Here is a 12,459-nt window from a genome sequence, read left to right as displayed (position 1 = left end):
GTGGATGGCGCCGAGGTCAGTTAGAATGAGGCGCGCTACCTACGCGATCAATTTTAAAAATGACCAAACCTAATCCCGATAAGCATGCTGAAGGTGCCATGCTCACCGAGCTTTATTCCCGACCAGGTTTTATGCTCCGACGTGCACATCAGATCGCCATTGATCTGTTCGTCCAGGCTTGCCTGCCGGTGAACATCACACCGAGTCAGTACGGAGTGCTATACATCGTGAATACCCTCGGCTCACTCAGTCAGATCGGCATATCACGCCTGATTGGTCTGGATCGTTCTACGACCGCACTCGTTGTCAAGCTACTCACGGATCGCGGACTGCTGACCAAAACACAAAGTACGGAGGATGCTCGAAAGATCGAGATACAGCTTACGAATGAAGGAAAAAAAATATTCCGAGAGGCGCAAAAATTGGCGGAATATGAAATGAAGACGCTACTTGAACCGTTCACCAATAAAGAAAGCGAACAATTTCTGCGCCTGCTTGAAAAATTCGTCAGTTACCACAACGACACAACGCGTGTGAGCATAACTGGCTCATCATCGTCCAATAATTAAGAAGCACGAACAATGTGCGACGATCGCCCACAGCACAGAAGTACCTGGTGCAAATAAGTCGTTGGAATCAGCTAACGCAGCCCGCTCAATGACTCGGCAGGCGATGATCCGCAAGCGCAAAGGTGTGAAAGGATTGTTCGATGATCGGTGTTTTGATCGTGGAATCATTGTTCTTTGTGTGCGCTGGTACCTGCCCTACAAGCTCGGTTTGCCCAACAAGCTTGCACGCATCGCCTGGACGATTTTCACGTCACACGACAGGGAGCGTTTATTTGCGGCAGTCACAGGCGCGGTAGCTAGCCGCGCTGTATCTATAGGACAGCGATGGGCAGTATTCTGATAGTGATATCAACAGGAGGAACCGCCTCGTTCTACCCGGCATCCGTGCAATTGTAAGAGGCTGCCAGCGTCAGTGCGGCAGTCAGATCATATCGCACGTTCGCCTCATAGCTGTTGAACGCGATACTGCCGCCGCGAAAAGGCGTCGTTGCAGTCGACAGCACATCGATAAAGCTTGATCGGTCTGATGCTGGGCTTGGCACTGCGGATTGTTGCGTCGGAGAGGGGCATGGGGGCATCTCCTGTCGCGAAGAACAGCGTACCCCCAAAACTACCCTCAGAGAATGTCGGAAGTCAATGAACCAACACGGTAGACCAAGGAGCTGAAGACTGCCCAGAATGCCTGTCCGGCAAGGGCCTCGGAGAATCGGGCGGAACGCCCGGGAATCCAGCGGAAGAGTAAATGGTGGGCCGGGTGGGGTTCGAACCCACGATGTCCTTTCGGAGGTGGATTATGAGTCCACTGCCTGCAACCAACACGGCGTCCAGCCCAAGAAGAAAAAGACCCGGTCGTGAAGGCCGGGCCTGTTTCGTCGATTGGCCGACATACTACACGAAAAAGGGGCCGCCGTGACCGCTTCGCCTATGCGAAACGACAAGGAGGCCCCTCAAACTACATCACTGATTACCTCTCGAAGCCCGCTACGCTCAATTCCCTTCGAGGAACGACTTCAGCTTGTCCGAACGGCTCGGGTGACGCAGCTTGCGCAGCGCCTTCGCCTCGATCTGACGAATCCGCTCGCGCGTCACGTCGAACTGCTTGCCGACCTCTTCGAGCGTGTGATCCGTGCTCATCTCGATACCGAAGCGCATGCGCAACACCTTCGCCTCGCGCGGCGTCAGCGAGTCGAGCACGTCCTTCACGACATCGCGCATGCTCGCATGCAATGCGGCATCCGCCGGCGCGACCGTGTTCGTATCTTCGATGAAGTCGCCCAGATGCGAATCGTCGTCGTCGCCGATCGGCGTTTCCATCGAGATCGGCTCTTTCGCGATCTTCATGATCTTGCGGATCTTGTCTTCCGGCATTTCCATCTTCTCGGCCAGCGTTGCCGGGTCCGGCTCGAGACCGGTTTCCTGCAGAATCTGCCGCGAGATGCGGTTCATCTTGTTGATCGTTTCGATCATGTGAACCGGAATCCGGATCGTGCGCGCCTGGTCGGCGATCGAACGCGTAATGGCCTGGCGAATCCACCACGTCGCATAGGTGGAGAACTTGTAGCCGCGACGGTATTCGAACTTGTCCACCGCCTTCATCAGGCCGATGTTGCCTTCCTGGATCAGGTCGAGGAACTGCAGACCGCGGTTCGTGTACTTCTTCGCGATCGAGATCACGAGACGCAGGTTCGCCTCGGTCATCTCGCGCTTCGCCTGGCGTGCCTTCAGTTCGCCGGCCGCCATCTGCCGGTTGGTTTCCTTCAGGTCCTTCAGCGGCAGCACCACGCGCGCCTGCAGATCGAGCAGACGTTGCTGCTGTTCGCGAATCGCCGGAATGTTGCGCGTGAGGATCGCGCTATACGCGTGCCCCTCGGCGACGATCTTGTCGGACCATTCGAGGTCCGTCTCGCTGCCCGGAAAACGCGCGATGAATTCCGCGCGCGGCATGCCGCATTTGTCGACGACCGTGTGCAGGATCTGACGCTCGACCTGGCGCACCTCATCCACCTGCGCGCGCAGCGTGTCGCACAGACGCTCGACGGTACGCGCGGTGAAGCGGATCGTCATCAGCTCGTTCTGGATGGTTTCCTGCGCCTTCAGATACGACCTGGACTTGTAGCCTTCCTTCTCGAACGCGCGACGCATCTTGTCGAACCACTCGCTGATGAGCGCGAATTTTTCGAGCGACGCACGCCGCAGCGCTTCGAGCTGCGCGGCGTTGGCCGTGGCTTGCGCCGCGCCATCGTCTTCTTCCTCGTCCTCTTCGTCTTCTTCCTCGACTTCCTCGTCTTCGTTCTCGATCGCTTCCGCTTCCTGCGCGGAGAAGCCGTCGGCGTCTTCCGCGTCGGCGTCGATCAGACCGTCGACGAGTTCGTCGATGCGCACTTCGTCGTTGGCGACGCGCTCGGCCATCGCGAGGATGTCGGCGATCGTGGTCGGGCACGCGGAGATCGCCATCACCATGTGCTTGAGGCCGTCTTCGATGCGCTTGGCGATTTCGATTTCGCCTTCGCGCGTGAGCAGCTCGACCGTGCCCATTTCGCGCATGTACATGCGGACCGGGTCGGTGGTGCGGCCGAATTCGGAATCGACGGTGGACAGCGCGACTTCGGCTTCCTCTTCGACTTCGTCGTCCGACGAAGCGGCCGGTGCGTTGTCGTTGAGCAGCAGCGTTTCGGCGTCGGGGGCCTGTTCGTAGACCGCCACACCCATGTCATTGAACGTGCTGATGATGCCTTCGATCGCCTCGGTCTCGGTGAAGTTGTCCGGCAGGTGATCGTTGATTTCAGCGTACGTGAGGAAGCCGCGCTCCTTGCCGAGCTTGATCAGCGCGCGCAGTTTCGAGCGGCGCTCTTCGAGTTCCTCCACCGTGCCCGGCTGCGACGACGCGAACGCATCCTTCAGCAGCGCTTTTTCCTTTGCACGACGGTCGCGAGCCCTGACCTTCTCCGTCTTGCCCGGCGCGGCGGCAGCGGTTTCTTCGGCTTGGGTTGCATCGTCGTCGACAGATACTTCGTTCAGCTTTTTCGTCATGGAGTTCGTCGTACCGGCTGTAATCTCGACCTCCGGCTGTTGGACAACAGCCGGTTGAACCGTGGATACTGGAGTCACGCGCGCTACCGCATCGTCATCAGCGGCAGCCGCTTCCCTTGCGCTTCCGACACCCGGCCGCCTCGCAGCCGACGGTGGTACAGCTTTCGCCGCCCTTACCGAAGCCGCCTGCGCGGCCGCAGTGGTCGACGATTTTTTCCCGGCCGGCGCAACGCTGACAGCAGACGATTTTCTGGCGGATGAAGTCAGCCTGGCCTCGGTAACCTTCGCGGTGCGCTCCTGCGAGCGTGTGCCTGCTGCCTGATTTCCGCCTGTCGTCTTTGCCATCGCATCGCCTTTCGCCTTTGCTAGGAAAACCCTTGAAAAACAAACCGCTAGAAACTTTTTATTATACCACCCGAGCTTTCGGCCTCTCCGTTAGAGCCCGAGCTGACGCTTCATGTCAGCCCGTTTCCGGTTGAGTTCCGAGAGCTCGGCGAATTCCTCAGGCGAATGCCGGGATTGTCGCGAAAGCTGCTCGAGACGATCGCAATAAGCGTCATACCGCATCTTCAGAATCGCAGCCTTCAGCTCCTCGCCGACGATCCGCTCCTGTTCGCGCCGTTCCTCGATGACGGCCGCGTCCTGTGGGTCTTTCAGCAGCAAATCCCGGACGTTTTCATCATAGTCTAGAATTTTGCGAAAGATTTCCTCGAAAGTTGGGGCGTTCGCGCCATTTCGCAAGAGATCGGACAACAACTGGAATTCCGCCGAATCGCCGAGCGCGCGCGCATGCGTGGTCACTTCCCCGAACAGTTCCCCATGCCGCGTCACCGTGAGCAGCGCCTCTTCGGCCTCGCTGTCGAGCATCGCGACCGTGCGCGGATACATCACCAGATTGCGCAGCGTCTTTTCCTCGATCCCGGTCACGCTGCGGCGGTCCTTGCGGGCCGGCGCCTCGCGCGCCGCGGCCGCGATCCGCGCATCGACCTCGCAGAGCGCCGCGACTTCGTTGAACGGCACGTCGAGCCGGTCCGCGAACATGTGCATGATCTGCGCGCGCAGGGCGTTGGCCGGCAGCGCCTGCAAGAGCGGCTTCGCGTCGAACAGCGCGCGGGCCCGGCCTTCCGGCTGATCGAGCTCCTTGCCGGTCAGCACCTCGTTGAGCATGAATTGCGACAGCGGCATCGCGCGCTCGACCTGCTCCGCGAACGCCTCAGTGCCGAACTCGCGCACGTAGCTGTCCGGATCGTGCTCGGCCGGCAGGAACAGGAAGCGAATCGTGCGGTTGTCCGCGGCGTGCGGCAGGCAGGCATCGAGCGCGCGGCGCGCAGCGCGCCGGCCGGCCGAGTCGCCGTCGAAGCTGAAGATGACCGTATCGGTCTGCCGCATCAGTTTCTGCACATGAATCGGCGTGCAGGCCGTGCCAAGGGTCGCGACCGCGTTCTGGAAACCGAGCTGGGCCAGCGCGACCACGTCCATATAGCCCTCGACGACCAGCACGTAATGCTGCTCGCGGATCGCGAGACGCGCCTCGAACAGGCCGTACAGCTCGCTGCCTTTGTTAAATAAAGGCGTTTCGGGCGAATTCAAATATTTCGGCTCGCCGCCGTCGAGCACGCGCCCGCCAAAGCCGATCACCTGCCCCTTCACGTTGCGGATCGGGAACATGATCCGCTCGCGGAAACGGTCGTAGCGGCGGTTCTGCCCCTGCCCGTCGGACTTTTCGCTGACGATCACGAGACCCGCCTCGACGAGCCCGTCGTCGCGATAGTTCGGGAAGGCCGCCTCGAGGTTCTGCCAGCCGTCCGGCGCATAGCCGAGGCCGAAACGCGCGGCGATCTCGCCGGTCAAGCCGCGCTTTTTCAGGTACTGGATCGCACCCGTCGCGCCGCGCAGCTGCTTGCGATAAAAGTCGCAGGCAGTCTGCATGAGGTCGGAGAGCGCCGTGGTGACGGCCTTCGACGCTGCCGGCGCGTAGCCGCCGCCCAAACCGCCGCCTCCGCCGTAGCCCGGCGAAGGCTCGTTCGGCACGGTCAGGCCAACCGACTGCGCGAGCTCGTTGACCGCCTCGGGGAACGACGCGCCCACGTGCTCCATCAGGAAACCGATGGCCGTGCCGTGCGCGCCGCAACCGAAGCAGTGATAAAACTGTTTAGTCGGACTAACCGTAAACGAAGGGCTCTTCTCGTTGTGAAACGGACAAAGCCCCATGAAGTTTGCGCCGCCCTTTTTCAGCTGCACGTACCGGCCGACCACGTCGACGATATCGACGCGGTTGAGCAGGTCCTGCAGGAATGACGGTGGGATCACAGTAAATGACGCTGCCAGGAAAGCTTCAAAATCCAAGCCCGGTACGGGTACTCAGGCTCGACACCGCAACCCGGCGCCGCGCCCGCTTTCGAACACGGCGCGCGCGGTCCGGGCAAACCACAGGAATTACTTCGCGAGCGCGGCCTTGACCTGCGCCGAGACAGCCGTCATGTCGGCCCGGCCGGCGAGCTTCGGCTTGAGCACGCCCATCACCTTGCCCATGTCCTGCGGACCGGCCGCGCCGGTTTGCGCGACCGCGGCCTGCACTTCGGCAACGATTTCCGCTTCGGACATCTGCGCCGGCATGTAAGCGGACAGGATGGCCAGTTCGGCCTTTTCCTTGTCGGCCAGATCCGTGCGGCCGGCAGCCTCGAACTGGCTGATCGAATCCTTGCGCTGCTTGATCATCTTGTCGACAACGGCAGTCACGCCGGCTTCGTCGAGCGTGACGCGCTCATCGACTTCACGCTGCTTGATCGCCGCGAGCAGCAGGCGGATCGCGCCGAGACGCTCGGTCTCGCGCGCCCGCATGGCAGCTTTCATATCGTCGTTGATCCGGTCTTTGAGACTCATCACTCACCTGAATGCGTTGAAAGTTGAAAAACCGGCGGGTCGATGGCGGCCATACCGCGGCATCAACACGAATACCCGCTTGGGACCTCTTCCTCAAGCGGGTTGGCGCAATATGTTTGGTGGATGCGACCCTGCCGGCTGGCCCGATGGGCCGGGTTTTCCGTGACGGCACCTGTCGTGCCGCCATCGGCTTGGATGCTGCCGCACCGCGTGTGAAGCGGAGCGCGGCAACGCCAGAATCAGTAGAGCTTCTTCGGGAGCATCTGGCCACGCAGACGCTTGAAATGACGCTTCACCGCCGCCGCTTTCTTGCGCTTACGTTCGGCCGTGGGCTTCTCGTAAAACTCGCGAGCGCGAAGTTCCGTCAGTAAGCCGTTTTTCTCCATGGTGCGCTTGAAACGGCGCATGGCAACTTCAAACGGCTCATTGTCTTTTACGCGGATGGTCGTCATTTTTCAATAACGGAACTTTGTAAAGGTTGATGAGTATAGCAGAGCTTTCTCACAAAGCCATGGCGCCGTCAAGCCCCTCGTGCATAGTCGGCGGCGGCCTGACCGGCCGCCACGCCCGAAGCCCACGCCCACTGGAAATTGTAGCCGCCGAGCCAGCCGGTCACGTCGACCGCTTCGCCGATGAAATAGAGGCCCGGCACGTGCGCGCTCATCATCGTCGTCGACGACAGGCCGCGCGTATCGACGCCGCCGCGCGTCACCTCGGCCTTGCGGTAGCCCTCGGTGCCGTTCGGGGTGAGCGTCCAGCGCGACAGCGCCTCACCGACGCGCCGCAGCGTCCTGTCCGGCAGATCGGCGACGCGCGCCTCGGCGGGAATCTGGTGAGTCTCCAGCCAGACGTGCGCGAGCCGCTGCGGCACCCACTCCGAGAGCAGATTCGCGATCTGGCGCTTCGTGCCGCTTTTCGCCTCCAGCAACGCGGCCGCGGCATCGCGCTCCGGCAGCAGATCGATATGGACCGGCTCGCCGGGCTGCCAGTAGCTCGAAATCTGCAGGATGCCGGGACCCGACAGGCCGCGGTGCGTGAGCAGCAGATCTTCGGTGAATTCGGCGCCGGTCTTTTTGCTGCCGGTCGCGAGTTGCACCTCAAGCGACACGCCCGACAGCGCCGCGAACGGCTCCCAGTCGGCCGGCGCGAAGGTCAGCGGCACCAGTGCGGGACGCGTGTCGATCAGCTTGTGGCCGAACTGTTTGGCAAGCCGGTAGGCAAAGTCGGTCGCGCCGATCTTCGGAATCGACAGGCCGCCCGTCGCGATCACGAGCGCGCGGGCGGCGATCGTCCCCGCCGGCGTGCCGAGCGTGAACTGGCGCTGCCCGTCGTGGCCCACTTCCTCGACGGACAGCGGCGCGCGCCACGCCACCGCGCCCGCGTCGCATTCGTTCCTGAGCACGTCGATGATCGCGTCGCTCGACTGGTCGCAGAACAGTTGCCCCTTGTGCTTTTCGTGCCATGTCACGCGATGGCGCTTGAGCAGCGCCATGAAGTCGCGCGGCGTGTAGCGCGCGAGCGCGGAACGGCAAAAGTGCGGATTCGCCGACAGATAGTTGGCCGGCCCCGCGTACAGATTCGTAAAGTTGCAACGGCCGCCGCCGGAAATGCGGATTTTTTCCGCGAGACGCTGCGAGTGGTCGATCAACGCCACGCGCCGGCCGAGTTGTCCGGCCACGGCCGCACACATCATGCCGGCCGCGCCCGCGCCGATCACCGCGATATCAAAAGATTCCATGGGGCCGCATTGTACCTGCCGGGTCCGCGCGTTCGTGGCCGAGCCCCGAAGGCCGCCAGTAGCAGCGCCTGCTTGCCCGCGCTGCTATACTTTTAGGCTTACCTTTCACTGTTGGGCCCGCGTTACGTGTGCCCGCCTTCAAGCGATTCATCATGCTCGTTCTCGGCATCGAAAGCTCCTGCGACGAAACCGGACTCGCGCTCTACGACACCGAGCGCGGCCTGCTCGCGCACGCCTTACATTCGCAGATCGCCATGCACCGGGAGTACGGTGGCGTCGTGCCGGAACTCGCGTCGCGCGACCATATTCGCCGCGCGCTGCCGCTGCTCGAAGAGGTGATGGAACGCGCGGACGTCACGCGCGGCGACATCGATGCGATCGCCTACACGCAAGGGCCGGGGCTGGCAGGCGCGCTGCTCGTGGGCGCGAGCATCGCCAATTCGCTGGCAATGGCCTGGGACAAGCCGACCGTCGGCATTCACCATCTCGAAGGGCACCTGCTGTCGCCGCTGCTCGTCGATGAACCGCCGCCGTTTCCGTTCGTCGCGCTGCTCGTGTCCGGCGGTCATACGCAACTGATGCGCGTCACCGACGTCGGCGTCTACGAGACACTCGGCGAAACGCTCGACGATGCCGCCGGCGAAGCCTTCGACAAAACCGCAAAACTGCTCGGCCTCGGCTATCCGGGCGGCCCGGAAGTCTCGCGCATGGCCGAATTCGGCACGCCCGGCGCGGTCGTGCTGCCGCGTCCGATGCTGCATTCCGGCGATCTCGACTTCAGCTTCAGCGGGCTGAAAACCGCGGTCCTCACACACGCGAACCGGCTCGGCGGCGCGAATATCTGCGAGCAGGCGAAGGCCGACCTCGCGCGCGGTTTTGTCGACGCCGCCGTCGACGTACTGGCGGCCAAGTCGCTCGCGGCGCTCAAGCGCACGAAGCTGAACCGGCTGGTGGTCGCGGGCGGTGTCGGCGCGAACCGGCAACTGCGCGAAGCGCTTTCGGCCGCCGCGAAGAAACGCAATTTCTACGTGCACTACCCGGACCTGTCGCTATGCACGGACAACGGCGCGATGATCGCGCTGGCCGGCGCGCTGCGCTTGCAGCGCTGGCCCGAGCAGGCCGGCAACGACTACGCGTTCACGGTGAAGCCGCGCTGGGACCTGACTTCGCTCGCGCGCTGAGTCGCCGGAAGCGAATGCCGCGAATCCCGGGGCGATAAAAAAAGCCGCTTTAAAGCGGCTTTTTTGCGTCAATGCGCCCGCAACGAAACGGGGCGGACCGGCGAAGAAGCGATCAAGCGAGGCGTTTGTCCTGCTCGATCACCGCATAGGCGCTGTGGTTGTGAATCGACTCGAAGTTCTCGGCCTCGAGCACATAGGCAACGATGCGCTCGTCGGCATTGAGGCGCTGCGCGACGTCGCGCACGAGGTCCTCGACGAACTTCGGATTCTCATACGCGCGCTCGGTGACGAACTTCTCGTCCGGGCGCTTGAGCAACCCCCACAGTTCGCACGACGCCTCTTCCTCGGCGATGCGGATCAGCTCTTCCACGGCGACGTCGCCAGCCAGCTCGGCGTCGATCGTCACATGCGAGCGCTGGTTGTGCGCGCCGTATTGCGAAATCTTCTTCGAGCACGGGCACAGGCTCGTGACCGGCACCAGCACCTTCAGGAACAGCCGCGTCGCGCCGTTGCGGGTCTCGCCCGTCAGCGTGACCTCGTAGTCGAGCAGGCTTTGCACGCCCGACACCGGCGCGGTCTTGTTCACGAAGTACGGAAACGACACCTCGATACGGCCCGCCTCGGCTTCCAGCTTTTCGAGCATCACCGCGAGCATCGAGCGGAACGCGGCCGGCTCGAGCGGCGCTTTGTTCTCTTCGAGCAGCGCGACGAAGCGCGACATATGCGTGCCCTTCTGATCGGCCGGCAGATGCACATCGAGATTCCACGTGCCGACCGTCGGCTGCACTTCGCCGCCTTGCGTGCGCACCGTCAGCGGATGACGCACGCCCTTGACGCCGACCCGCTGAATCGGGATCTGGCGCGTGTCGGGCGTGCTTTGCACGTCGGGCATCACAAAGGCGGGGTTCATCTGATTCATTTTTTGTCCTTTCTGGAAAGCGCCGGGCCGCTCCCGGTTCGCCGCATCGGAAACTGTCACGCGACGACGTCGAAACGCCCGGCGGCCGCACGGATCAGCACGCGCAACGGCGAACGCCGGCTTCCGCCGGCGTTGGAAGACGGGCCGTTACGCCCGTCAGCTCAAACAGGAGATTGTCGCGGCCGCCGCCGCATGACGGCAGCGCAGCGGCCTGACGCGCGGCAGCGCTTTACGCGACGCGCTTCACCGACGACTGACCGCCGACCGTGCCGCTTGCGAGGAAACGCTCGCGGATCGACCGGGCGATGCCCGCGGCGTCGAGACCGCACGCGGCGAGCAGCTTGGCCGGGTCCCCGTGATCGATGAACTGGTCGGGGAGGCCCAATTGTAGTACGGGTCGCATAACCCCACTCTCGAGCAGGGCTTCGACGCAGGCCGAGCCCGCGCCGCCCATGATGCAGCCTTCTTCGACGGTGACGATCGCGTCGTGCGTTTCAGCCAGCTGGCGCACGAGCTCGGCGTCGAGCGGCTTCACGAAACGCATGTTCGCGACCGTGGCATCGAGTTGCTCGGCTGCCGCGAGCGACGGCGCGACCATCGTGCCGAACGCGAGAATCGCGATGCGCTTGCCGGCCGGCGCCGAGGTTTCGCGGCGCACTTCGCCCTTGCCGAGCGGCAGCGCGGCCATCTGCTTGACCGTTGCAACGCCGGTGCCCGCGCCGCGCGGATAGCGCACGGCCGTCGGATTCGGCTGCTGCAACGCCGTGTACAGCATCTGGCGGCATTCGTTTTCGTCCGACGGCGCCATCACGGTCATGTTCGGGATGCAGCGCATGAACGCGAGGTCGTAGGCGCCCGCGTGCGTGGCGCCGTCCGCGCCGACGAGACCCGCGCGGTCGATCGCGAACACGACCGGCAGGTTTTGCAGCGCGACGTCGTGGATCAGTTGGTCATACGCGCGTTGCAGGAACGTCGAGTAGATCGCGACGACCGGCTTCATGCCATCCGCGGCGAGGCCGCCCGCGAACGTCACCGCATGCTGCTCGGCGATGCCGACGTCGAAGTAACGGTCCGGGAAGCGCCGTTCGAATTCGACGAGGCCCGAGCCCTCGCGCATCGCCGGGGTAATGCCGATCACACGCGAATCGAGCTCCGCGGCATCGCACAGCCATTCGCCGAACACCTGCGTGTAGGTCTTCTTCGACGGCGTCGCGGCCGGCTTGATGCCCTCGGCCGGGTTGAACTTGCCCGGGCCGTGGTACAGCACCGGATCGGCCTCAGCCAGCTTGTAGCCCTGGCCCTTCTTCGTGACGACGTGCAGGAATTGCGGACCGCGCAGTTCCTTGATGTTCTGCAGCGTCGGGATCAGCGAGTCGAGATCGTGGCCGTCGATCGGCCCGATGTAGTTGAAGCCGAATTCCTCGAACAGCGTGGCCGGCACGATCATGCCCTTCGCGTGCTCTTCGAGCTTGCGCGCGAGATCGAGCACCGGCGGCGCGACGCGCAGCACGCGTTCGACGCCCGCGCGCGCGGCCGCGTAGAAGCGGCCCGACATCAGACGCGCAAGATGGCGATTGAGCGCACCGACCGGCGGCGAGATCGACATGTCGTTGTCGTTGAGGATCACGAGCAGCGGCACGTCGTCTTCGACGCCCGCGTTGTTCATCGCCTCGAAGGCCATGCCGGCCGTCATCGCGCCGTCGCCGATCACGGCGATGCCCATGCGGTTGTCGCCCTGCAGCTTGCTCGCGACCGCCATGCCGAGCGCCGCCGAAATCGACGTGCTCGAATGCGCGGTGCCGAAGGTGTCGTATTCGGATTCGTCGCGTTTCGGGAAGCCAGAGATGCCGCCCAGTTGGCGCAGCGTGTGCATCTGCTCGCGGCGGCCGGTCAGGATCTTGTGCGGATAGGTCTGATGACCGACGTCCCAGACGATCCGGTCATGCGGCGTATCGAACACATAGTGCAGCGCGATGGTCAACTCGACCGTGCCGAGATTGGACGAAAGATGGCCGCCCGTCTGCGATACGCTGTCGAGCACAAAGGCACGCAACTCGTCTGCAAGCGGTTGCAATTGGCGGCGATCGAGGCGGCGCAGGGCCGCCGGGTCGTCGATGGTTTTCAGCAAGTCGTACATCG

General features: G+C 63.1%; 10 protein-coding genes and 1 tRNA gene. 3 read left to right on the top strand and 8 right to left on the bottom strand.

Features of this window, described 5'->3' with window-relative positions; all coding sequences use genetic code 11:
* The first annotated feature begins 59 nt into the window (after positions 1–59).
* Positions 60–569 (top strand): MarR family transcriptional regulator, encoded by a 510-nt coding sequence (locus F3J19_RS07210; protein WP_167039227.1) that lies wholly within the window; start codon positions 60–62, stop codon positions 567–569.
* Between the two features lie 61 nt (positions 570–630).
* Positions 631–909 (top strand): hypothetical protein, encoded by a 279-nt coding sequence (locus F3J19_RS07205; RefSeq protein ID WP_205192621.1) that lies wholly within the window; start codon positions 631–633, stop codon positions 907–909.
* Positions 910–1,312: 403 nt separating this feature from the next.
* Here the strand turns inward: F3J19_RS07205 and F3J19_RS07200 are convergent.
* The 6 genes from F3J19_RS07200 to F3J19_RS07175 all read right to left on the bottom strand — a co-directional run bounded on the left by F3J19_RS07200 (position 1,313) and on the right by F3J19_RS07175 (position 8,220).
* Positions 1,313–1,400: transfer RNA gene (locus F3J19_RS07200), tRNA-Ile, on the bottom strand.
* A 156-nt stretch (positions 1,401–1,556) separates the two neighbouring features.
* The gene (rpoD, locus tag F3J19_RS07195; protein ID WP_167039222.1) at positions 1,557–3,944 is read right to left on the bottom strand and encodes an RNA polymerase sigma factor RpoD; all 2,388 of its coding nucleotides are present in this window, start codon (positions 3,942–3,944) and stop codon (positions 1,557–1,559) included.
* Positions 3,945–4,034: 90 nt separating this feature from the next.
* The gene (gene dnaG, locus F3J19_RS07190; RefSeq protein WP_167039221.1) at positions 4,035–5,909 is read right to left on the bottom strand and encodes a DNA primase; all 1,875 of its coding nucleotides are present in this window, start codon (positions 5,907–5,909) and stop codon (positions 4,035–4,037) included.
* Positions 5,910–6,035: 126 nt separating this feature from the next.
* On the bottom strand, positions 6,036–6,482 hold the full coding sequence (locus F3J19_RS07185; protein WP_167039219.1) for a GatB/YqeY domain-containing protein: 447 nt from the start codon (positions 6,480–6,482) through the stop codon (positions 6,036–6,038).
* 239 nt (positions 6,483–6,721) lie between these two features.
* On the bottom strand, positions 6,722–6,934 hold the full coding sequence (rpsU, locus tag F3J19_RS07180; protein ID WP_008919901.1) for a 30S ribosomal protein S21: 213 nt from the start codon (positions 6,932–6,934) through the stop codon (positions 6,722–6,724).
* Between the two features lie 68 nt (positions 6,935–7,002).
* Positions 7,003–8,220, bottom strand: coding sequence for an NAD(P)/FAD-dependent oxidoreductase (locus F3J19_RS07175; RefSeq protein ID WP_167039217.1), 1,218 nt, complete (start codon positions 8,218–8,220; stop codon positions 7,003–7,005).
* A 152-nt stretch (positions 8,221–8,372) separates the two neighbouring features.
* Between F3J19_RS07175 and tsaD the strand changes: the two genes are divergently transcribed.
* Positions 8,373–9,401: a tRNA (adenosine(37)-N6)-threonylcarbamoyltransferase complex transferase subunit TsaD gene (gene tsaD / locus F3J19_RS07170; protein ID WP_167039214.1), complete on the top strand. Its 1,029-nt coding sequence runs from the start codon at positions 8,373–8,375 to the stop codon at positions 9,399–9,401.
* 112 nt (positions 9,402–9,513) lie between these two features.
* Here the strand turns inward: tsaD and folE2 are convergent, their stop codons facing one another.
* Both folE2 and dxs read right to left on the bottom strand, forming a co-directional pair.
* Positions 9,514–10,320, bottom strand: a complete 807-nt coding sequence (gene folE2 / locus F3J19_RS07165) for a GTP cyclohydrolase FolE2 (protein WP_167039212.1) — start codon at positions 10,318–10,320, stop codon at positions 9,514–9,516.
* Between the two features lie 229 nt (positions 10,321–10,549).
* Complete coding sequence (gene dxs, locus F3J19_RS07160) at positions 10,550–12,457, bottom strand: 1-deoxy-D-xylulose-5-phosphate synthase (protein WP_167039210.1); 1,908 nt, start codon at positions 12,455–12,457, stop codon at positions 10,550–10,552.
* Between the last annotated feature and the right edge of the window lie 2 nt (positions 12,458–12,459).

It is taken from the genome of Burkholderia sp. Ax-1724 (assembly GCF_011752995.1).
Classification (GTDB): domain Bacteria; phylum Pseudomonadota; class Gammaproteobacteria; order Burkholderiales; family Burkholderiaceae; genus Paraburkholderia.
The sequence above is the reverse complement of the archived record's forward strand: the minus strand, read 5'-3'. Positions and strand labels throughout refer to the sequence as shown.